Here is a 21,659-nt window from a genome sequence, read left to right as displayed (position 1 = left end):
AAAGCAGGTGCCAGTAAGAGATGCATTATTGAGTGAAACAATACTTATTCTTGTAATAATTATTCCAAAAAAACCAAATATTTTAGAAGACGTAAACGATTGGCGGTTACGATCTCTGGTCATATGCTATAGTTAGCTTCAGCAGACTGGGATGTTTCCGAACACAGACGCGTGTGGATCGCCTCCACCGGTCACATTGCGGAATGCATGGGAATGCCATTTTCGAGGGACTATTACTTCGGACGATTCAAGGCCGATGAACTGGCAAGGTTGCAGCAGGCCTATATCCAGACTTGCACAGCTATTGGCTGTTGTCCTGTTACCTCGCCCCTGAAGGACGAGCTGGTCCGTGAAATCATCCAGATTTACGAGTGCGGCGTCTTCCAGCCGGAAAAGATCGCCGAACTCATGAAGCAGATCGAGAGCGTCAAGCACCGCGCAGAAAATAGCCCGACGCTTGATCAGTTCGCCGTCATACAGTCCAAGACCGCCTAGGCTCGGCTCGCCACCGGCGGTCTGACGCTTGGGCTACTCACTCCGCCGCATCTGCCAGATAGCCGAATTGCAGCACGTTTTGCGGAGCAGTTACGCCCGGCAACAGGCGGTCATCGTCAATCGGCTCACCAAGCTGCGTCGTCACCGGAATGATCCCTGCCCAGATCGGCAGCGCATAATCCGGTTCATCATCCTTTGGCGGGCCGGAGCGAACCTTCGCCGACGCTTCGTTCAGCTCCAGTTCCAGAAGCATGGTCGCCTTCAGCTCCTTGGCCATCATCGGACGCAGCCCTTCCCAACGATCGGGGAAAAGCCCATTCACGAAGTTGCGCAAATGCCGTTCCTTCGCCGCGACATCCGTAATCTTCTTCGCAGTGCCGAAAGCCATCACAGAACGATAGTTACAGGAATGGTGAAAAGCAGAACGCGCCAGCACGAACCCGTCCAGGGTTGCGAAGCTGACACAGACTTCCGCTTCCTCACAGGCTTCCAGCATGCGGCTTGCCGATGAACCGTGCCAGTAGATGAAATTACCTTCCCGCCATACGAGCGTTGGCGAAACGTAGGGCGTGCCATTGAAAACATAAGCCACATGGGCAAGCGGCTGCGCATCAATGATCGCATGCACGCTGTTCGCATCATAATGGCCGCGATCATGCAGGCGTTTCACTCTGGTTCTGTCTGTGGGGGCATTCGTCATGCTGGTCATTCCCGTCTGCATTTGAACTTTCAATGCACGCAAAATGCCGCCATAGTGGTATGTTGAAAATAACCACTTAAAAGATATAGAACCATGCCACTTACTGCATCGATACCTGAGTTCGGCATTGACCGGACGAGCGATATTCCGCTCGCCGTGCAGCTAGCAGAACAGATAAGGCAAGCCGTTCTGACCGGAAGGCTGAAGCCTGAAAGCCGCTTGCCCTCAACACGCGCATTTGCAGAAGAGTTGGGCGTGTCTCGCGCCACGGCTTTAGCCGCCTATGACCAGCTGATCGCAGAAGGCTATCTGGAAGGCAGGCACGGTTCTGGCACGCGTATCGCAGCTCAATTGCCGGAAGTGACATTGAAGACCGGGCCAATGGGCACTTTCAGCAGGACAAAGACGGCAGCCAGGACAGTGCGGGAACCGCAGCCTTTTCAGCAAGGTGTGTTCGACAGTGATCATTTTCCCCACGCGGAATGGGGCAAGCTGCTGGGGCGCATCTGGCGCAAACCTGACGCCCGCCTGTTGAATGGTCACGACCCCTTCGGCTACCTGCCGCTGCGCATGGCCCTCGCCCGCCATCTGCACGAATGGCGCGGCATGGCTGTTGACCCAGCGCAAATTCTGATCACTGGCGGCAGCACCGACGCGTTTTCTCTGCTCCGTGAAGCCATGTTCGCACCGGGTGACAAAATCTGGATGGAAGAGCCGGGCTATTCGCCCGCCCGCAATATTCTTGGCGGTCAGGGAATTGACGTCGTCTCGGTGCCTGTCGACGGCAATGGTCTGGATGTGGCAGCGGGTCGGCAAGCTGCCTTGCATGCACGCGCAGCATTTGTAACGCCTGCCCGCCATCACCCGACAGGTGTGACCATGCCACTGGCCCGGCGGCTCGACCTCATCGCCTGGGCACGCGAGAGCGACGCATTCATCATCGAAGACGACTATGACAGCGAGCACCGCTATATCGGCCAGCCGCTTCCGGCGCTGATGTCGCTCGACCGTGATCGAATTCTCTATATCGGCAGTTTCTCGAAAGTGTTTTCGCCCGTCTTGCGGCTCGGCTTCCTGATTGTACCTCCACAGCTGACCGATAAATTTAACACGCTACGGCAACAGCTTTTGCCGCCGCCGTCGCTTTTGGCGCAACCGGCGCTGGCGCAGCTCATCGACACCGGTGCCTTCGCCCAGCACATCAGGAAAATGCGCCGTCTTTATGCGTCCCGTCGCAACAGGCTTATCGCGGCATTGTCGCCCGGTGAATCGTCGCTTTTCAGGATCGAAGCGCCGCCTGCGGGCCTGACCCTGCTGCTCGCGCTTTCCGACAACCAAAATGATGTGGCACTTGCAGAAAAACTCGCAGAATCCGGGATTAACGTTCAACCGCTCTCCCCGCTCTACAGGTTTTTCCAACCACGGCAGGGACTTATCCTCGGTTTCTCAGGCTTTGATGAAGCCCATCTGGAGAAATCTGCAACAGCATTGATAAAAATCCTCGAAAGCTCAATTTGAACCGCGTGCGTTAGCACTTTCGTAAACTTTGGATTCAGTTTTTGCCGGTAATCTTACCTGAGCAATGACTCGGAAGAGCGTTGCAGCCCATTTGTTTTGAGTACGGGTGTCCATGCGTTCTTCGCCTTCGCGTTCATTGGTCGTGTCTGCCATTGCGCTCGCTTGCGCCGCCCTGTCGGGCTGCACATCGAGTTCCGGCATCGACAGCATCATGCTCCAGCCGAAACCCTCGGCGGAGATGACCAGTTCTGTTGTGAGGCCGGTTCCGCCCGCAGCTGTAACCGAAACGGCAAGCGCGCCGCGCGCGCAGCCACTCCCCCCGCAAGAAGAAGTGCTCGCCTGGGCCGGTCCCGTTCCAGACGGTGGACCGTTCAAGGTTCAGCCGCCTGCGCCCGTTGCACCGCAACCGCGCGCGCCCTTGCAGGAGCGCCCCGTCGCGCAGATACCAGCCCCAGTTCCACAAGCGGCAGCGCCGCGTATGCCTGCACCGCAGGTCGCGGCCTATCCGGCAGTGCGTCTGGAACCGCAAGCCCGCACGGCACAGGACCGCTCCAGAATTTATAGCCACCGCTTCCGTGATGCGAAGCCGATCAATTTTGGTCGTGCGTCACCGCGCAAGCTCGCAGTTCATGGCGTTGACGTCTCGCGCTGGCAGGGCGATATCGACTGGCCGAAGCTGCGCACGCAAGGTGCGAACTTCGCCTATATCAAGGCGACTGACGGCGGCGACCATCTCGACCCGATGTTCCGCAAAAACTGGCGCGAGGCCAAGGAAGCCGGGATCAAGCGCGGCGCTTATCACTTCTTCTACTGGTGCCGCGTTGCCAGCGAGCAGGCTGATTGGTTCATTCGCAATGTACCGAAAGATCCCGATGCGCTGCCACCGGTGATCGACGTGGAATGGAACGGCGATTCCGCCTGCCGCCGCCGTCCTTCGCCGCAACAAGTGCGCGAGAAGATGCAGGTCTTCATGGACAAGCTTGAGCGCCATTACGGCAAGCGCCCGGTCATCTATACCGCACCGGATTTCTATGACGACAATCTGAAAGGCGCATTCAACGACTATCCGTTCTGGCTGCGCGCAGTGGCTCAGCACCCATCCAAGGTCTATCCGGGCCGCCCATGGCTGTTCTGGCAATATTCGGGATCGGGCCTGTCTCAGGGCGTGAGCAACAAGATCGACCTGAACGTGTTCCACGGTTCCGAAGCCGAATGGCACCGCTGGCTTGATCGCGTCGGCAGCTAATATTGCTTCACTCCAAGCAAAAACCCCGGAATTTCCGTTCCGGGGTTTTCTTTATTCAGCGGCAATCACTTCTTGCCGATATTCTCCAGCTCATACGGCGTTGACTGGTAAATCTCGTTGATCCAATTGCCGAACAAGAGATGCGCGTGGCCGCGCCAGCGGTTTTGCGGCGGGCGCGTGGCATCATCTTCCGGGAAATAATTCGCAGGCACCTTCGTTTCTGGCTCGCCTTGAATATCGCGGAAATATTCATCAGCCAGCGACGTGGTGTCATATTCGACATGGTTGAACATATGCAGCGCGCGATGGTTTGGGTCTTCCAGCAGACAAAGGCCGGATTCAGCGCTATCGACGAGAACATTCAAACCGCTATTCTGCGGAATGTCTTCCTTGCGCACTTCCGTCCAGCGTGAAACCGGAATGGTAAAATCATCCGAGAAACCGCGCAGATAGGGCGATGCTGGCGCAAGATTCTGCTGGCTGTAAACGCCCGATGCCTTGGCCGGCAGTTCATACTTACCCATGCCATGGAAATGATGGACGGCGGCCTGCGCCGACCAGCAGATGTTCAGCGAGCGATGCACATGGGTCTGCGTCCAGTCGAAAACGCGCTGCAATTCATCCCAATAGGTCACGTCTTCGAAGTTCAGCCGTTCCACTGGCGCGCCGGTAATCACAAAACCATCGAAGCGCTCATCACGCACATCTTCCCACGGGCGGTAGAAAGACAGCATGTGATCGGCGGAGGTATGCCGCGCGACATGATTGGTAATGCGCACCAGCGTCAGCTCCACCTGAAGCGGCGTCGCACCCAGCAGGCGTGCAATCTGCGTTTCCGTGGTCGCCTTATTGGGCATGAGATTGAGCAGGCCAATGCGCAAGGGCCGTATGTCCTGACGCACGGCATCCGCCTCGCGCATGACCATAACGCCCTCGGCCTGGAGAACACTGGTTGCTGGCAGATCGTCAGGAATTTTTATCGGCATGATCGCGTCGGTCCCTAGTTCTGTCAGGTAGACGCGAGTGGCTTTATCCGCATAGTTGCCGGTTTGGCCACATCCTCCCTTGTCAGGGAGTACCACCTTGCCCGGAGCGGCAGGTTGGCGTTGGGCGTCTCCCCAACTCTTGATGTATTCGCACTTCTACTCAAACGCGGACGTTATGGCAATAGCTTTACGTGCAAGCGATTCTGACTGGAACAAATGTCCGCTTTCAGCGTTGTTCCAAGTGCCCGCATACTGTCTCAGGCTATCGTTTCGGTTTGAGGGCAACAGGGAGGGAGAAAATGAGCAACATCATATTCTGGACGGGAATCTTGCTTCTGCCGATCTTGGTGGGAACAGCATTCGCCTATCTGCGCCATTATCATCACGAAGACGACTTCTGATTTAGAACCAGAAGCCGTCTGCCATTCTGAATGTTTCATGCGCTTTCGCGCACGTTCCTTATTGTGTCGCTGAAACCAGTGAAAAGGCCACGCCCTTCGGATCAAGACACTGGATGATCCACTCGCCATTCGGCACTTCGGTCGGCCCGAATGTAACCGTGCCGCCCTGCGATTTGACGCGTTCAGCAGCGGCGTTCGTTCCATCCACCATGAAGTAAAAGCCCCAGCCCTGCGGCACATTCGGCGGAGCCGTCATGATGCCGCCTGTATCTGCACCGTTTACGCTGAAGATCTTGTATTTGCCCATACCGCCCATATCGAAATCGCGCGCGAGCTTCCAGCCGAACACTTTCTCATAAAAGCCAAAGACTTCCTCGCCGTTCTTGGCATAAAGCTCATGCCAGCCCGGATGGCCCACCTTGCGTGAACCAAAGTCGGCTGGCGGTTCTGGCGGGTCTTTCGGCTCGAAAAGCGCAAAGACCGAACCCTGCGGGTCCGCCACGATGGCAAACCGCCCAACGGTTGGGATATCATAGGCCGGTTGCAGGATTTTTCCGCCCGCAGCCGTAACTTTCTCGGACATTGCATCCACATCGGCCACACCGATATAGCCGAGCCAGCCGGGCTTTGCGCCACAATCTCCGCTGGGCATATCGGACAGCGCCATCATACCGGCGACTGCACAACCGGGCGCTTCCAGCAGGGTATAATTCACACCGGGGACGCCCGAATCCTTGGTATTCCAACCGACGACCTTGCCATAAAAATTTGCGGCCTCGGCGACATCTTCAGTCATGAGTTCGTACCAGACGAACGGTGATGCTCCGTTATTCATTGTCATTCCTCCCAGAATTTGAATTCAGCGTTCAGCTGCAACAGCTGTGCTTTGCCGCTGGCGCGGCATATTCATCGTGGCGCTTCACGAAGTGCATGGTGCTATCTTCGTTGCGCCCCTTCGGTGCACGGTCGAGGATCATCAGCGTACTGATCCATTCTTCGATGCCACGCGCATAGCTGGAATATGTATGGTAGATCGTGCCGTCATCGGCCTTGATGAAGGCGCTCATGCCGGGCAGTTCGTCATGCGCCTGCTCTGGCGCCAGCCTGTCGAAATTGTAGAAGACGCGCCCTTCTTCGATCTCAGCCTTGTCGAACGACACATGGAAATCAAAGTTGAAATCACCGCCATAGGACGACACCCATGGGAAATGCCAGCCCATGCGCCGCTTATAGTCTTCCAGCTTTGCAAGGGGCCCACGTGATACGGCAATAAGCGTGACATCGTGATTGTTGAGATGCGCCAGCGCCCCGTCGAGATTATCGGCCAGGAAAGAACAGCCAACGCAGCCCTGCTCCCATTCCGGCCCGAACATGAAATGATAGACGACCAGTTGGCTGCGTCCATCAAAAAGCTCTGCCAGTGTTCGACGCCCAGTCGGGGTGTCGAAGACATAGTCTTTCTCCACTTTGACCCAGGGCAGCGCCTGTCTTTCCTGATTGACGCGATCGCGAAGATGCGTCGCTTCCTTTTCTCTGGCCAAAAGCGCGCGACGCGCCTCAAGCCAGACTTCGCGGGATACGACTTCATTCATGATGCAAGTCCTCCTCCGCCCCCCGGATGGTAAAACGCCCAGTTTATATCGGGATATTTGCTTGACGGTTTACATTGATATCAATATTAATGGATCATGTCAAACGCCCCTGAAGTCCCTTTTGAAACAACCCTTTTGGTCAGAGACACCTGCCTCTGCCTGCATGTCCAGCGAGCGGCTCGTGCGCTTGCGCGGCGTTTTGACGAAGCTCTTCGTCCGGTTGGCATGACGAATGGGCAATTCTCCCTGATGATGTCGCTGAACCGGCCTGCACCACCGCCGATGAAACCGGTGGCTGAATTGCTGGCAATGGATCAGACCACCCTCACCGCCGCGCTGAAGCCCCTGCAAAGACAGGGCTGGGTGGAAATACTGGTCAATCCTGCCGACCGCCGCGAGCGCCTGCTGCAACTGACACCGGATGGCAAGGCTGCCTTGGCTGCCGCAGTGCCCATCTGGACCTCCACGCATGCGGAAATCGAAAAGAACCTCTCGCAAGGCAATGGCGATCAAATCCGGCGCGATCTGATTGCGCTTTCGTTCTAGGATTTCACGCCACAGCCTGAATGATATGCGCCTGAATTTTGGCAGAAACTTCACCGCTGCCATGCTTTTCGGAAAGCACCTCGGTCACATAGTCCGTCGCCGGGGTGAGTCCATTCGCATTTCTGGCTTCTATTTCCTGACGAAGCAAAGTTCCATGACAGTAAGCGACGGCGGGAAGGCGCGGTGACGATGCGGAGCTTTGCTCGGCGCGTGTCTCGATACTGATACTTGAGAATCCTGCTTCCTCAAGTTCTCTTCGGATGAGCGCCGTATCGTGATAGCCATGCGGTGTCCGCGCCAGAAAACGTGGTGGATCCTGCGGAAATATCTCGGCAAGCGCATGCGTTACGTCATCCGCGAAGATGTTCTCCTCGATACGATCCCAGACGCTGAACAGAAGCCGTCCACCACGTTTCAGGACGCGCCGCGCTTCCCGGTAACCGGCAATTCGGTCGGGGAAAAACATCGCACCAAACTGGCAGCAGACCACATCAAAGCGCGCCGCTTCAAACGGCAATGCTAGAGCATCGGCCTGCCGCCATTCAATCCGGCTGTCGGGCAGTTGCCGTGATGCCGCAAAATCAATCATCGGTTGGTTCAGATCACTCGCAGTATAATGGGCGCTGCTGCCCAGCCTCGGTGCCAAAGCACGCGTGACTGCACCGGTACCGGCACAGGTTTCCAGAATGATTGCGGGTGAAAGACTGGCCACACGTTCGGCCATATCCGCAGCGTAACGCTCGAAGATTAACGGCACCATATAGCGCTCGTAATTTTCCGGGATGGAACCGGCGAACACTTTATCGGCTTCCAGCATCTCAGTCGCCTGCATCCTATAGACGGAGGGCGATTATATCACAGAGCAGCCGATCTGAAATCAGCAATGATTATTCATAACGAATGCTACTTTCTGGTATCTATTCAATGCAATATTAGAAGTACCTAATAATTTAATCGAGGTGCATCTTCTGCATATATTCATGCAGCACAACGGCCTGATTGTGCTCCTCGTCCTTCGCGCCATAAAGCAATGTCAGCGGCACATCACCGGCCTGGGCAACCAGTGTTTTGAGGTCCGACAACTTATCCTGCAATTCGGCATAATAACGTTTTTGAAACTCGTCCCACTTCGCCACGTCATGATTGAACCATTTGCGAAGATCGGTGGACGGCGCGATATCTTTTGCCCAGAGATCGATGGCAGCCTTCTCCTTGGTCATGCCGCGCGGCCAGACACGATCAACCAGAACCCGATAGCCGTCATCGTGTGATGGCGCTTCATAGATCCGTTTGAGGCGAATATCGGTCATGTTGAAATCTCCGCATCGTCGCTACCACCTGTTGTTTTAGCGTAGCGACGCGGAATAGGCGACAACAGAAGCGCCGCGCGGGGGCACAGCGCTTCTGTGTTTCGCAAGGTTACGCGGCTTTGCCGAGCATACCGTGCGGATCGAGAACAAACTTCTTCGCTACGCCCTGGTCAAAACTCTCATAACCAGCCGCTGCGTCTTCAAGCGAAATGACTTCCGCATTGACGATTTCAGCAATGTTCAGACGCCCGTGCAGGATCGCCTGCATCAACTGCCGGTTATATTTCAGAACCGGTGTCTGCCCCGTATGGAATGACTGCGCCTTGGCCCAGCCGAGCCCGAAGCGAAGCGACAGGCTGCCCTGCTTGGCCGCACCATCCACCGCACCCGGATCTTCCGTCACATAGAGGCCCGGAATACCAACCGAACCGGCAGGACGCGTGATTTCCATCATCTGGTTCAGAACGATTGCGGGCTGTTCACCACCGCTATGGCCTCTGGCCTCGAAACCGACAGCGTCGATGGCGCTGTCCACCTCATTGCTGCCGGTAACTTCCGCGATCATGTCGCCCAGACGGTCGCTGGCGGAAAGATCAATCGGCTCGAAACCAACCTTGCGGGCATGGTCCAGACGTTCCTTGTTGAAATCTCCAACCATCACGACAGCAGCGCCAAGAATTCTTGCCGAGGCTGCGGCGGCCAGCCCGACTGGTCCGGCACCGGCCACATAGACCACCGAGCCTACACCGACGCCCGCCTTGACCGCGCCGTGAAAGCCGGTCGGCAGAATATCCGACAACATGGTGAGATCGCGGATCTTCTCCATAGCCCGGTCACGATCCGGGAATTTCAGCAGATTGAAATCGGCGTAAGGCACCATGACATAGCGGGCCTGCCCGCCGATCCAGCCACCCATATCGACATAGCCGTAAGCACCGCCAGCGCGCGACGGATTGACCGTCAGGCAGACACCTGTGTCCTGCTCCTTGCAGCAGCGGCAACGGCCACAGGCAACATTGAACGGCACTGATACGATGTCGCCGACATCAAGCATCTCGACATCGGAACCCTTCTCAATGACTTCGCCGGTGATCTCGTGGCCAAGCACAAGCCCGGGCATCGCCGTCGTGCGTCCGCGCACCATGTGCTGGTCCGACCCGCATATATTGGTCGAGATGACTTTCAGAATGACACCGTGACCCAGCTTCCTCCCATCGGGTGCAGAAAGCACCGGATCTTCAATGTCACGGACTTCGACTTTTCCGGGTCGCATATAGACGACGCCACGGTTCCTGCTCATGTCTACCTCCTCCAGGTTGGACAACAAACGAAGATGTCAGAAAGTGAAAACGTAACGGCGATGGGAGCAAGGCTCAGTCTCAATCGCGACACGTCTCATTCAATTTGCACGCCAAAAGCACGCTTGGCAGATGGGCCGAAACAGCCGTCACAATTGCGGGTGATGATGATAGAACACTGTATATATTAGCAAAGCAACTTGACTCTGGGTTGTGCGCAAGCTTCACATGGCGCAGATTCTTTCCGCTCTTCCAGGGGACATTGGTCGGGCACCGAAATCGCAAGGAGAGGCAAATGCTTAACGGTTTCAAACGGCAGATGGGTCATGCGCTTTGGGCACAGGTTTTCCTGACGCTGGCTGCAATCACTGGTTTGACCGCTGGGCTTGCGATTGCGCCCACTCCGTCGAACGCCGCTGAAACGCGTCGTATCGAAATCACCGAAGACAGCGATTATTTCGGCTTCGACCTGCGCACCCAGAAGAACGTGACACTGGACCAGTGCAAGAGCACCTGCCTCGGTGACAATGCCTGCCGCGCCTTTACCTATAATCCGAAGGTCAAGTGGTGCTTCCTCAAGACCGATTTCAACAAGCTCAATCCTTCGGTCGGCTCCATTGCCGGTAAGGTCGTGTCGGGCGCAGCCAAGGACACAGCCAAGGCCGATATCGGCGCGCCACCAGCCGTTACCTTCTTCGCGGATAATCTTGTCGATGAAGCCCGCCGTTTCCGCACGGCTATTCTGGCTGCGGACAGCAGCGAAGGCCTCAGCACGCTGAAGGCGGAAGCTGCCTCCGCACTCGCCAATAGCGACCCACGCACGGCAATGGAGAAATTTGCAGCCGCGGCCGGTGCCTCGCCTGACGACAGCGCGCTCTGGACCGGTCTGGCTCTCGCCACTTTGGCGACAGAACCTTCCAACAGCGAAGAGACGGCCAAGTTCAAACGCGACGCCACATCGGCAGCCTGGAACGGCTATCAGACCTCGCGCAATAAGGCCGCGCGCGCCGATGCCCTGAATGCGATGGCGCAGGCACTTGACCGTCGCGAACTGTCGCGCCCAGCCCTTCAGGCCTATGATGCGAGCCTCAATCTCGTCAATTCAGCTTCCGTTCGCGCCGCCTATGAAGACCTCAAGGCCCGCAAGGGTTTCCGCATCGTCGACCACAGTGTCGATAACGACAATGCATCGCCACGCATCTGCGCGCAGTTTTCCGAAGAACTGGTCAAGAGCGGCACCGACTATTCCAGTTTCGTGACATTGGACAGCGCCGCGCCAAAGGCTATTGAAGCCAAGGATCGCCAGATTTGCGTCGAAGGTCTGGAACATGGCCGCACATATAGCGTGACATTCCGCGCCGGTTTGCCCGCTGCTATTGGCGAGACGCTGCCAGCACCGGTAACCCTGTCCGTCTATGTGCAGGACCGTGCTCCATCGGTGCGCTTTACCGGCGACAGTTTCGTGCTGCCTGCCAAGGCGCGTCGCGGCATTCCACTGGTCAGCGTCAATATGAGCGCAGCCAAGGTGAAGCTCTATCGCATCGGCGACCGTTCGCTGGCGCAGCTTTTGTCCGGCTACCAGTTTCTGCGTCAGCTCGACGGCTATGACGTCAGCACGATTTCCGACCAGATGGGCGCACCCGTCTGGGAAGGCGAAATCGACACTGCCGCCGCAGAGCTGAACAAGGAAGTCACTACCAGTTTCCCGATTGATGAAGCCCTGCCGCAGCGAAAGCCCGGCGTCTACGTGCTGACCGCAGAACCGATCAAGGCGAGCGGCGAGAGCTATGACACCAAGGCGACCCAGTGGTTTGTCGTGTCGGATATCGGGCTTTCGACCTATACAGGTCAGGACGGTATCAATGTCTTTGCGCGTTCGCTCGAAACGGCGGAACCGCTTTCCGGCGTCAAGCTGACATTGCTGGCTCGCAACAACGAAATGTTGGGCGAAGCGACAACTGATCGCGACGGTCGTGCTACCTTTACCGCTGGTCTCACGCGCGGCACCGATGGCATGGTTCCTGCCGTGCTGATGGCCAATCAGGGTGAGGATGATTTCGTCTTCCTCGATATGGCGCGTGCAGGCTTTGATCTTTCTGATCGCGGCGTCACCGGACGCGCAGCGCCCAAGGCGCTCGACGTTTATGCCTGGACAGAACGCGGCATTTATCGCGCAGGCGAAGTGGTTCATGCCGCAGCGCTTGCCCGGGATGATGCGTCGCTCGCCGTCGACAACCTGCCGCTGACCTTCATCTTCACACGCCCGGATGGCGTGGAAGATCGTCGCCTCGTATCGGATAGCAGCAAGGCTGGCGGACATTCCGTCGATCTGACATTAGCCGCCAATGCCATGCGCGGCACATGGAACCTGAATATCTATACCGACCCCAAGCAACCGGCAGTCGCCTCGCAAATGTTCCTGGTTGAAGATTTCGTGCCGGACCGCATTGAGTTCGACCTGACATCGGACAAGCCGGAAATCGCCAGCGGTGAAGCCGCCAATGTAACCGTCGATGGCCGCTTTCTCTATGGCGCGCCTGCCGCCGGATTGGCGCTCGAAGGCGAAGTCACTCTTTCGACCAAGCGCGACTGGGACCGTTTCAAGGGCTATTATTTCGGGCTGGCCGATGAAGGTCAGGGCGAAGCCACGCGTCTGCCGCTGGATCAGTTGCCCAAGGTTGGCGACGACGGCAAGGCAACCTTCCCGGTCGTGATCGATGACCTGCCATCCACCACCCGTCTTATCAATGCAGCCGTCACCGTCCGCATGCGCGAAAGCGGCGGTCGTGCTGTGGAACGCAAGCTTGACCTTGCCGTTCGTCCGCAAGGATCGATGATCGGCATCAGACCGGATTTCTCCGGTGACGAAGTTCCGCAAGGCGGCACCGCGAAATTCAGCTTCATCGCTTCGGATGCCAACGGCAATCGCACGAACCTTGACGGCGCCGTCTGGTCGCTTGTGAAGGTTGAGCGCAATTACCAATGGTATCGCAGCGGCAATAGCTGGAACTACGAGCCGGTCACCTTCACCAAGTCGGTTGCAACCGGCAAGATCGACCTCAAGGCTGATGCTGAAGCCAGCATCACCCAGCCGGTCGACTGGGGTCGCTATCGTCTTGAAATCGAGACGGGCGACGCTTCCGGTCCGGCTTCAAGCTACGAATTCGACGCGGGCTGGTATGTGGCCGCGACCTCGACGGAAACGCCGGATGGCCTCGAAATTGCGCTCGACAAGGATCATTACGCTGCGGGTGAAACGGCGAAGCTGAAGATCAGCCCGCGTTTTGCCGGTGAGCTGCTGATCACCATCGGCGCGGAAAAGCTGCTGACGACCATCAGCGAGAGCGTATCGGCGGACGGTGCAACCATCGATATTCCAGTCGGCGAAAACTGGGGCGCTGGTGCTTATGTCACCGCAACGCTTTTCCGCCCGGGCAGCGCGCAGGAAAGCCGCATGCCCGCCCGCGCCATTGGCCTCAAATGGCTGAAGGTTGACCCTGCCGACAAACAACTGGCCGTCAAGCTGACGCCACCAGAGAAAATCACCCCGCGCAGCACGCTCTCGGTTCCCGTTTCAGTAGAAAATGCAGGCGGCGAGCAGGCCTATGTCATGGTTGCCGCTGTCGATGTCGGTATTCTGAATCTGACACGTTATCAGGCCCCGAACCCGGAAAACTGGTTCTTCGGCCAGCGCCAGCTCGGCCTTGAGCTGCGCGACATGTATGGACGCCTTATCGATGGTTCGCTGGGTACCACCGGCAAGCTGCGCACCGGCGGTGACGGCGGCAACATGGCTGCGGAAGGCAGCCCGCCGACCGAAAAGCTCGTTGCGCTCTTCTCTGGCCCTGTCGAGCTGGATAGCGATGGCAAGGCAACCGTTGATTTCGATATCCCGCAGTTCAACGGAACCGCCCGTGTTATGGCCGTGGCCTGGACAAGCAAGGCCGTTGGTCACGCATCCAGCGATGTGATCGTGCGCGATCCCATTGTCATTACGGCTGGCTTGCCGCGCTTCATGGCGCCGGGAGATCAGGCGACACTGCGCCTCGATATCGCCAATACGGACGCGCCTGACGGAAATTATCGTCTGATCGTAGAAACCAGCGACAATCTCGGCACGGAAATCGGCTCTTATCCTGACACGCTCGCGCTTGCCGGTGGCAAACGCCAATCCGTCGCTGTGCCGCTCAACGCGCAGAAGACGGGACAGGGCAATATCACGATACGCCTTGCCAATGATGCCGGACTGTCCATCGAACAAAACCTGTCGCTGCCGGTGCGCCCCGTCGATCTGCCGGTCACGACACGTCAGGTGGTCAGCCTTCCGGCCAATGGCGGCAGCCTCAAAATCGATGGCGGCCTGCTCTCGGAAAGCCTGCTCGACGGTGCTTTTGTCAGCGTCGGCATCACCCGCAGCGCGGCGTTCGACGTGCCGTCGCTTCTGATGGCGCTCGATCGTTATCCATATGGTTGCGCCGAGCAGACGACGAGCCGCGCCCTGCCCCTGCTTTACTTGAGCGAAATGGCGGCAGGCTCCGAAGCAAGTGCCGGCCTTGGCGATCAGGAAGAACTGAAGAAGCGCGTGCAGGACGCAATCTATCGCGTGCTGAGCTATCAGTCTTCGTCCGGCTCGTTTGGCCTGTGGGGACCTGGTTCCGGTGATTTGTGGCTTGATGCCTATGTCACCGACTTCCTCACCCGTGCCCGCGAAAAGGGCTATGTGGTTCCGCAAGAGGCCCTGCTCTCGGCGCTTTCCAATCTGCAAAATGCGCTCGGCTACACGACCGACGCCAAGGATCGCGGCAGCGAGATCGCCTATTCGCTCTATGTGTTGGCACGCAACAAGAAGGCCTCGGTCGGTGATCTGCGTTATTACGCGGATACCCAGCTCGATAACTTCACAAGTCCGATGGCAATTGCCCAACTGGCCGCAGGTCTGGCGCTTTATGGCGATCAGCAGCGTTCGGACCGGGTGTTCAATGTCGCTCTCGACCGCGCAAGTACCAACACGGCATACGACTATAATCGCTCCGATTATGGTTCGCGGCTGCGTGACGGCGCGGCCATGCTGGCACTGGCCGCTGAAAGCAAGCCCGCACCAAAGGTCTTGCCTTCGCTCGTCACGCTGGTTGGTTACGAGCGCGATCAGACGAAATATCTCAGCACGCAGGATCAGGCATGGATGCTGCTCGCGGCCCGCGGTCTCAAGGAGAACAATGCCGCGATCAATCTCGACATTAACGGCACCTCCCATGAAGGCGCTTTCTCCGAACGGGTCAACGGCAATGCGCTCGAAGCCCAGCCGCTTGTCGTGACGAACCGGGGCAGCGATGCCGTGGACGCCGTGGTGACAGCCGTTGCGCCACCGGCACAATCGCTGCCTGCCGGTGGCGAAGGCTTCAACATCGAGCGCGCCTATTACACGCTCGACGGACAGGAAGCCAACATCACGGGCATCAACCAGAATGAGCGTTTTGTGGTGGTGTTGAAGATCGACGATCTGCAACAATGGCAGTCGCGCCTGCTGGTCACCGATCTTCTGCCAGCCGGTCTGGAGATCGACAATCCGGGTCTGGTTTCCAGTGCTGATCTCGGCAATTTCCCGTGGCTCGAAAGCACAGAGGCTGCGCATCTCGAATTCCGTGATGATCGCTTTGTCGCAGCATTCGACCGTTCGGCAGGCGAGAAAAAACAGATCGTGCTTGCTTATGTGGTGCGTGCGGTAACACCGGGGCTTTACACCCATCCGGCAGCCACGGTGGAAGACATGTATCGTCCGCAATATTCTGCCCGCACTTCGACCGGAATGATGGAGGTTGCTGCGCCGTAACCTTTTCGGTGGGGCCACGATCAACACATGAAACGGCGTTGGAAAATAGCGATAGGCGGTGCCGCACTTCTCGGCATCGCCGCTCTTGCGACGGTCAGCCTTGATTGGCTTGACCGCGCTTTTCCTCCACCCTTGCCTGAACGCCTGACCATTTCTACGGAGGTAATGGATCGCGACGGCGAATTGCTGCGCGCCTATGCGACACCAGACGGCTATTGGCGTCTCAACACGCGCATTGAAGACGTTGATCCGAAATTCGTGAAGATGCTGATCGCCTATGAGGATAAGCGTTTCTACGATCACAGTGGTATCGATCTTTGGGCCTTAGTGCGCGCAGCGGTGCAGCTTGCTGGTAATCAGCGTATCGTGTCCGGCGGCTCCACGCTCTCGATGCAGCTCGCCCGGCTGATAGAACCACGCGAAAGCCGCAGCTTCGGCTCCAAATTCCGCCAGCTTGCCCGTGCCGTGCAGATTGAGCGCCGTCTGAGCAAGGACCAGATATTGGAGCGCTATCTGACGCTCGCCCCCTATGGCGGCAATCTGGAAGGCGTGCGCTCGGCATCACTCGCCTATTTCGGCAAGGAGCCGCTGCGGCTCTCCACATCGGAAGCGGCAATGCTGGTGGCCCTGCCGCAATTGCCAGAACGTCGTCGTCCGGACCGCGCAGCGAGCACAGCACGCGCAGCGCGCGATCGCGTTTTGACACGAATGGTTCAGGCCGATGTCCTGACCGCCGACGAAGCCGAACGGGGCAAGCGCGAGGCGATTTCCGCCACCCGTCATGCTCTCCCGGCACTGGCTGCGCATTTTGCCGATCTGGCACTCAAAAAAGCGCCGACGGAAGCGCGGCACAAGCTGACCTTGAAGAAATCCGTCCAGCGTGGGCTCGAGGCATCGGCCCGCGAAGCGGCATCAAAACTTGGACCGAAAGTGTCGGTGGCCATGGTGTTGGCCGATAGCCGCAACGGCAATATTCTCGGCGAAGTGGGATCGGCGAATTATTTCGATGGCAGACGGCAAGGCTGGATCGACATGACCCGCGCTGTCCGTTCACCCGGATCGACGCTCAAGCCGTTTATCTATGGGCTTGCCTTCGAACAGGGCATGATCGCGCAGGAAACCATCATCGAAGACCGCCCGCAGGACTTTGCCGGTTATCGTCCGCGCAATTTCGACATGAGCTATCAGGGCGATGTCAGTATCCGACAAGCGCTGCAAATGTCGCTGAATGTCCCGACTGTCAGCCTGTTGGACGCCATTGGTCCTGCCCGATTGACCACGCGGTTCCGGCAGGCGGGCATCAATTTGCAACTGCCGAAGAACGAAGCGCCCGGTCTTGCCATCGGGCTTGGTGGTGCGGGGATCAGCCTGCGCGATCTGGTGCAGCTCTATACCGGGCTTGCCAATGGCGGACAGGGTGTCGCCATACGCGACGGAACCGAAACGGCTGAGCCGACACAACCCTCAGGCCCCATTCTCACCGAACAGGCGTCATGGCAGATCGGAGATATTCTGGCTGGTGTCGTGCCGCCGCAAGGTGCACCGCGCCGGGGCCTCGCCTACAAAACCGGCACATCCTATGGCTATCGCGACGCGTGGTCTGTCGGTTATGACGGACGTTACGTTCTCGGTGTCTGGGTTGGCCGTGCCGATGGCGGCTCCGTGCCAGGCCTTGCCGGTTATGCATCTGCCGCGCCGATCCTGTTCGATGCATTCGTCAAGTCGGGCGTGGTCTCAGTACCCTTGCCGCGCGCGCCAGCCGGAGCATTCCGAACAGCACGTGCCGACCTGCCGGTAACGCAAACACGTTTTTCATCGGCCAGCGATCCGCTTCCGGTGTTGAAGGCTGCCACGGAACCCGCACCGCGCATTATCTTTCCGCCGGATGGCGCACATGTGGATTTGAAGGCGCTAACTGAAACCGCTTCGCCATTGGTGCTCAAGCTACAGGGCGGGCGCGCACCGTTTCGATGGCTCGCCAATGGCAAACCCGTGGCCGAACCGGAGCGCCGCCGCACTGCCACCTGGCAACCGGATGGTACGGGCTATTCAACCCTGACCGTCATCGATGCCGCAGGCCGTGCGGCAAGCGTCAAGATTTTCGTCGAGTAGCGTCTATTGCGCAGCTTCCGAAATAGGCTCGCTCATCACGGCTTTCTTTTCCAGCGACATGACTTTCAGATTGCCGGAAAACAATATGCCGGAGATCGGCAAAACCGGTTCGGCTGGCAGATCATCCTGACGGACACTGTCTTTCGGAACATGCAGCTTATGCTCCACATCACTATCCGCACTGGAAAGCGTCAACGCCACATTGCCCCGCGCATCAAGAAGGTTGGCGCCATAGAGAAACTCGAAGCTAAGCATTGAGGCGAGGAACTTGTACGTTCTATCACGCACGCCGCCTTTCATCATGGCAGCGCGGTGCAACTCATCGCCGATGCGCACATCAAGTGGCGACGTGTTTGGATCGCAGACATAGCCAACCGCCAGCAACTGGCCATTATCAACCTCAAAGCGCATTCGATCCGTGCCAAGGTCAATTGCTGAAATCGAAAAACGACGATTGCTATATTCCACCGGCGTCCGTCCCAACCGTTTGCATAGCTGCACGCCGCTCAAGGCGCGCGCATTGGCGAAGTGGTCAGGATCGATTGCAAAGGGAAGCGCCTTCGGGCGATGGGCGGCGGACAGCGCCGGTTCCAGCACATCGGCAATCAGATTGGCAACGATGGTGGTAGCGATGGGCCGCGAATAATGGCCCTGATCGAGATAGAAAGACGGATTGGTCACGGCATCGCGGCCATATTGCTGCATCAGCATGCGCGAAACATCGGCGCAAATCGTGCCATACCATTGCGAAATGTAATTGATGCCCGCATCGATGGACGGAACCGAGTTCAGGAACGACCCGTTGCGTGCGCCGAAAACAAGCGTTGCGATCCGCAGATTTGGATTACGCTCCAGCGCGTAGCGAATGATCCCCTCATAGAACCGCGCCCAATGGCGGAAGGGCCTGCGCTCGTCGCCATAAACGAACGCATCGTTGATCGCATATTCGATCAGCAGCAATTCGCAGTCTTCAAGCTGCTCGAAAATCTTCAGCTGATAGAGGCCGAAGGCGCTCGTCGTACCGCCAACCGCGAGATCGGCCACGATATCCAGCTCCACCCCGCGACGCGCCATGGTCGAAAGCAGGGTCGGCAAATAGCCGGGTAGCATGACGGTGTTGGAACCGCCAATGATTACAGTCTTGAGTTTCATTTCGTCACCGTTGCGGCTTGGCCTGCCGGGGTCAAAGCCCCGCAACGCCAGACGCCGTAAGTTCCCTCATCCCAATCGAAATAATAAGCGGCCGCGATCTGGCCGCTGTCCATCATCTGGCGGAAGCGTTCCCGCGCCTTCTCCACCAGTTGCTGGCGATTATTGTCATCTGCCGGGCAGGCCCTGGACTTGTTGGCAAAGCCCCATTCGGTAATCCAGCATGGCTTTCCATCGGCGCCGCCACAGAAAGAAAGCGCCTTGTTGACATGCTTGGCGCGCGCGGCACGCGTCCCGCTGCTGCCGGGATAAATGTGAATACCGTAGCCATCGGCCACCGTATCGAGACCATGTTTCTTCAGAAGATCGGTGAAGACCGCCGGGTCGACCGTATCGATCCCGCGCCGATCCGCATCGGCAAAGGGGATATCCGAAAGCCCCGCTGAAACCACCTTGGCGTTTGCATTGAGCTTGGTCTTCGCCAGTTCAGTACGAACAGCGCGCAGCAATTCGACATATTTCTCCGCACCCTTCTCCACGAGGGGCAGTTCTTCCATTTCACTCAACGAGCGAGCGGTCTTTGTCTTTTCACTCGGCAAAATAGCCAGATCACCATTATAGGCGCCCCAGTTGATTTCATTGCCGGTCTCGACACCGATCAGCTTCACGCCAAGCGCGTCGATCTTTTGAAGCGCATCGCCAATCGCTGTCTGGAAACGTATCGGATCAATGTCCGATAGCCGGTACATGTCCCAGATCCGGCCTCGCCCCGAACGGGGCTTGGTGCCTTCCGGATAAAAATCCACATTGTTCAGCGAGACTTCCAGCAAGACGGCCAGCTTCTTTTCATGCGCAACCCGGACTGCATCGATGCTCTGGTCAATGGGCCGCGTCAGCGAAAGTCGCACAGCGACAACGCCATTCTTCACCATCTGGTCGAAAATCTGTGCGCGTTCTGCGGCGGGCAACCAGGCCATATTGACCCGGTTGACGCCGAAGCGCATATCGGCCAGAGCGCCGTTCGGCATGATGCCAAGCAGGACAACACCCAAAAGCGCTGCGATTGCCCGTTTCCTGCCCCCGGTGCTCCTGACCGTCCGTTTCATCGTATGCCGATATCCTTCAACGCGCCGTTGAAATTCGCTTCGCATTCCGAATAGCGATTGATGGCGGCAGGCACATCGATCTTGGAAAGGAAGTCGCGCAGAAAAGCCTTCTTCTGCGGTTCGCGGTTCCAGACACTGGCATCGATATGCGGAAAGCCGACAAAGCCCAGCATTTCACGCATACGGTCATCAACGGCGATCATCAGCCCCGGAATGCCGGACTGCATGCCGATGATCGTGCCGTGGAAGCGACGGCTCAGGCCGAAATCCTGACTGGAAATCCAGCTGCGCCATTTGTGCGTATCGAAGAACACCAGCAGCTCATTCTTGCGCTGCCATTTTTCCATGTGCTTGTAATCGACGGGTGCAGTGATACGGCTTGCCGCCTGATCATAGGCTTCGGAGTGGTCTTCACCGGCCATGTTCATATTGTAGACGATCACTTCGTCCTGAATGACATAGCTTGCAACGCTGTCCTTTTCGAGCAGCGCATGCGCATCGACAATCGTATCGGCAACACTGCCCAGATAGCCGCCGAAGGAGATCTTCTGCGCGTCGGCGAGGCTTGGGTCGGCAAGACGGCTCAGCGAACGCTTCATCTGATCCGGCGCGTAGTAAAGCGATGGACAGCCGGTCGGACGGACATATTTCATGCCCGCCTCCTTGAGGAATTCTGCCGTAAAATGACCGCGTGTCAGGAAGAAGCTTTCCTTGCGGCGCAGAATTTCCAGGAAGCGGCGTGTGCCTTCGGGCAGCTCTTCCTTCAGATTTTCCTTCTTCTGAATGCCGATGCCCATAACGACAATGGGCATGTTCAGTTTTTCGAAGACGAAGGATTCGGTCGTTGCCGCATATCCCGGACGCAAAAGATTGGCCGAGGCGAACAGGCACAGATCAAAGCTCTCATTGAGCTTCGCATAGGTGTCCGGCGAGTTGAGGCTGTTGGCGAGATGCCAGAACGGAACATAGGTCACGTCGTGGCCGCGCACGGCGTTGGCTGCACCTTCGCCGATAAGATAATTGCCCGTATTGGCAATCTTTTTGACCTGATCAATCACATCCTTCTTCGTGCGGATGGGTTCGAAATAGGGGCGATGCTTCACGCTCGCGCCGGAAACGCTTTCGACGGTCCGCATCAGATATGACGGAATGCCGGTAATCATTATGCGCATGATGATCCATCTTCGCTGGAGTTATGAGAGGGCTTCTAGTGGATTGAATTTGACGTTTGAATCCCGGCTGACACGTATGCTGTTTCAAACGTCAAATTCGAAAAATCCACTAGATACATATACTTGCTAGTGGTCTTTGTGATTCCAACATTTGCTCAGCGCTTGAATCGAGGGATGCAAATGTTGGAATCAGACCAC

General features: G+C 57.5%; 16 protein-coding genes and 1 riboswitch. Of the genes, 6 read left to right on the top strand and 10 right to left on the bottom strand.

Features of this window, described 5'->3' with window-relative positions; translation table 11 throughout:
- Positions 1-213 precede the first annotated feature (213 nt).
- Positions 214-495, top strand: a complete 282-nt coding sequence (locus tag FGI60_RS21545) for a hypothetical protein (RefSeq protein WP_138786917.1) — start codon at positions 214-216, stop codon at positions 493-495.
- Positions 496-532: 37 nt separating this feature from the next.
- Here the strand turns inward: FGI60_RS21545 and FGI60_RS21540 are convergent, their stop codons facing one another.
- Positions 533-1,195 (bottom strand): pyridoxamine 5'-phosphate oxidase family protein, encoded by a 663-nt coding sequence (locus FGI60_RS21540; protein ID WP_138786965.1) that lies wholly within the window; start codon positions 1,193-1,195, stop codon positions 533-535.
- 93 nt (positions 1,196-1,288) lie between these two features.
- On the opposite strand from FGI60_RS21540, the gene pdxR reads away from it, so the two are divergent.
- The gene (gene pdxR, locus FGI60_RS21535; RefSeq protein ID WP_138786916.1) at positions 1,289-2,713 is read left to right on the top strand and encodes a MocR-like pyridoxine biosynthesis transcription factor PdxR; all 1,425 of its coding nucleotides are present in this window, start codon (positions 1,289-1,291) and stop codon (positions 2,711-2,713) included.
- A gap of 112 nt (positions 2,714-2,825) precedes the next feature.
- Positions 2,826-3,959 carry a glycoside hydrolase family 25 protein gene (locus tag FGI60_RS21530; protein ID WP_138786915.1) on the top strand — a complete coding sequence of 378 codons (1,134 nt, stop codon included), beginning with the start codon at positions 2,826-2,828 and terminating at the stop codon, positions 3,957-3,959.
- Positions 3,960-4,024: 65 nt separating this feature from the next.
- On the opposite strand, the gene metA is transcribed toward FGI60_RS21530, so the two are convergent.
- From metA to FGI60_RS21515, 3 genes are all read right to left on the bottom strand, one after another.
- Positions 4,025-4,945, bottom strand: a complete 921-nt coding sequence (gene metA, locus FGI60_RS21525) for a homoserine O-acetyltransferase MetA (RefSeq protein ID WP_138786914.1) — start codon at positions 4,943-4,945, stop codon at positions 4,025-4,027.
- A gap of 41 nt (positions 4,946-4,986) precedes the next feature.
- Positions 4,987-5,096: riboswitch (SAM-I-IV-variant riboswitch) on the bottom strand.
- Between the two features lie 308 nt (positions 5,097-5,404).
- Complete coding sequence (locus tag FGI60_RS21520; protein WP_138786913.1) at positions 5,405-6,181, bottom strand: VOC family protein; 777 nt, start codon at positions 6,179-6,181, stop codon at positions 5,405-5,407.
- A 31-nt stretch (positions 6,182-6,212) separates the two neighbouring features.
- Entirely contained in the window at positions 6,213-6,941 is a 729-nt protein-coding gene (locus FGI60_RS21515) for a DUF899 domain-containing protein (RefSeq protein WP_171058830.1), read from the bottom strand.
- Positions 6,942-7,034: 93 nt separating this feature from the next.
- On the opposite strand from FGI60_RS21515, the gene FGI60_RS21510 reads away from it, so the two are divergent.
- Positions 7,035-7,484 carry a MarR family winged helix-turn-helix transcriptional regulator gene (locus FGI60_RS21510; protein WP_138786911.1) on the top strand — a complete coding sequence of 150 codons (450 nt, stop codon included), beginning with the start codon at positions 7,035-7,037 and terminating at the stop codon, positions 7,482-7,484.
- Positions 7,485-7,488: 4 nt separating this feature from the next.
- Here the strand turns inward: FGI60_RS21510 and FGI60_RS21505 are convergent, their stop codons facing one another.
- The 3 genes from FGI60_RS21505 to fdhA all read right to left on the bottom strand — a co-directional run bounded on the left by FGI60_RS21505 (position 7,489) and on the right by fdhA (position 10,094).
- Positions 7,489-8,301, bottom strand: a complete 813-nt coding sequence (locus tag FGI60_RS21505) for a class I SAM-dependent methyltransferase (RefSeq protein WP_138786910.1) — start codon at positions 8,299-8,301, stop codon at positions 7,489-7,491.
- Positions 8,302-8,434: 133 nt separating this feature from the next.
- Positions 8,435-8,794 (bottom strand): DUF488 domain-containing protein, encoded by a 360-nt coding sequence (locus tag FGI60_RS21500; protein ID WP_138786909.1) that lies wholly within the window; start codon positions 8,792-8,794, stop codon positions 8,435-8,437.
- A 109-nt stretch (positions 8,795-8,903) separates the two neighbouring features.
- Positions 8,904-10,094 (bottom strand): formaldehyde dehydrogenase, glutathione-independent, encoded by a 1,191-nt coding sequence (fdhA, locus tag FGI60_RS21495; protein ID WP_138786908.1) that lies wholly within the window; start codon positions 10,092-10,094, stop codon positions 8,904-8,906.
- 317 nt (positions 10,095-10,411) lie between these two features.
- On the opposite strand from fdhA, the gene FGI60_RS21490 reads away from it, so the two are divergent.
- Together FGI60_RS21490 and pbpC are read left to right on the top strand one after the other, a co-directional pair.
- Positions 10,412-15,922: an alpha-2-macroglobulin family protein gene (locus FGI60_RS21490; protein ID WP_138786964.1), complete on the top strand. Its 5,511-nt coding sequence runs from the start codon at positions 10,412-10,414 to the stop codon at positions 15,920-15,922.
- Positions 15,923-15,949: 27 nt separating this feature from the next.
- Complete coding sequence (gene pbpC, locus FGI60_RS21485; RefSeq protein WP_138786907.1) at positions 15,950-18,034, top strand: penicillin-binding protein 1C; 2,085 nt, start codon at positions 15,950-15,952, stop codon at positions 18,032-18,034.
- A 3-nt stretch (positions 18,035-18,037) separates the two neighbouring features.
- Here the strand turns inward: pbpC and FGI60_RS21480 are convergent, their stop codons facing one another.
- Genes FGI60_RS21480 through FGI60_RS21470 form a run of 3 tightly spaced genes read right to left on the bottom strand, consistent with a single transcriptional unit; the run spans position 18,038 to position 21,461 of the window.
- Entirely contained in the window at positions 18,038-19,186 is a 1,149-nt protein-coding gene (locus tag FGI60_RS21480; RefSeq protein WP_138786906.1) for an SGNH/GDSL hydrolase family protein, read from the bottom strand.
- Positions 19,183-20,289 (bottom strand): glycosyl hydrolase, encoded by a 1,107-nt coding sequence (locus FGI60_RS21475; protein WP_138786905.1) that lies wholly within the window; start codon positions 20,287-20,289, stop codon positions 19,183-19,185. Before FGI60_RS21475 ends, FGI60_RS21480 begins: the two co-directional genes overlap by 4 nt.
- Positions 20,286-21,461, bottom strand: a complete 1,176-nt coding sequence (locus tag FGI60_RS21470; protein WP_138786904.1) for a polysaccharide pyruvyl transferase family protein — start codon at positions 21,459-21,461, stop codon at positions 20,286-20,288. Before FGI60_RS21470 ends, FGI60_RS21475 begins: the two co-directional genes overlap by 4 nt.
- Positions 21,462-21,659 lie beyond the last annotated feature (198 nt).

The sequence above is a fragment of the Brucella haematophila genome (genome assembly GCF_005938105.1).
In the GTDB taxonomy this organism is placed as follows: Bacteria; Pseudomonadota; Alphaproteobacteria; order Rhizobiales; family Rhizobiaceae; genus Brucella; species Brucella haematophila.
The sequence above is the reverse complement of the archived record's forward strand: the minus strand, read 5'-3'. Positions and strand labels throughout refer to the sequence as shown.

Excerpts from the sequence above, each read along its gene's own strand:
- FGI60_RS21545 (WP_138786917.1), top strand. The coding sequence starts at position 214 with ATGCCATTTTCGAGGGACTATTACTTCGGACGATTCAAGGCCGATGAA.
- FGI60_RS21540 (WP_138786965.1), bottom strand. The coding sequence starts at position 1,195 with ATGACGAATGCCCCCACAGACAGAACCAGAGTGAAACGCCTGCATGAT.
- pdxR (WP_138786916.1), top strand. The coding sequence starts at position 1,289 with ATGCCACTTACTGCATCGATACCTGAGTTCGGCATTGACCGGACGAGC.
- FGI60_RS21530 (WP_138786915.1), top strand. The coding sequence starts at position 2,826 with ATGCGTTCTTCGCCTTCGCGTTCATTGGTCGTGTCTGCCATTGCGCTC.
- metA (WP_138786914.1), bottom strand. The coding sequence starts at position 4,945 with ATGCCGATAAAAATTCCTGACGATCTGCCAGCAACCAGTGTTCTCCAG.
- FGI60_RS21520 (WP_138786913.1), bottom strand. The coding sequence starts at position 6,181 with ATGAATAACGGAGCATCACCGTTCGTCTGGTACGAACTCATGACTGAA.
- FGI60_RS21510 (WP_138786911.1), top strand. The coding sequence starts at position 7,035 with ATGTCAAACGCCCCTGAAGTCCCTTTTGAAACAACCCTTTTGGTCAGA.
- FGI60_RS21505 (WP_138786910.1), bottom strand. The coding sequence starts at position 8,301 with ATGCTGGAAGCCGATAAAGTGTTCGCCGGTTCCATCCCGGAAAATTAC.
- FGI60_RS21500 (WP_138786909.1), bottom strand. The coding sequence starts at position 8,794 with ATGACCGATATTCGCCTCAAACGGATCTATGAAGCGCCATCACACGAT.
- fdhA (WP_138786908.1), bottom strand. The coding sequence starts at position 10,094 with ATGAGCAGGAACCGTGGCGTCGTCTATATGCGACCCGGAAAAGTCGAA.
- FGI60_RS21490 (WP_138786964.1), top strand. The coding sequence starts at position 10,412 with ATGGGTCATGCGCTTTGGGCACAGGTTTTCCTGACGCTGGCTGCAATC.
- pbpC (WP_138786907.1), top strand. The coding sequence starts at position 15,950 with ATGAAACGGCGTTGGAAAATAGCGATAGGCGGTGCCGCACTTCTCGGC.
- FGI60_RS21480 (WP_138786906.1), bottom strand. The coding sequence starts at position 19,186 with ATGAAACTCAAGACTGTAATCATTGGCGGTTCCAACACCGTCATGCTA.
- FGI60_RS21475 (WP_138786905.1), bottom strand. The coding sequence starts at position 20,289 with ATGAAACGGACGGTCAGGAGCACCGGGGGCAGGAAACGGGCAATCGCA.
- FGI60_RS21470 (WP_138786904.1), bottom strand. The coding sequence starts at position 21,461 with ATGCGCATAATGATTACCGGCATTCCGTCATATCTGATGCGGACCGTC.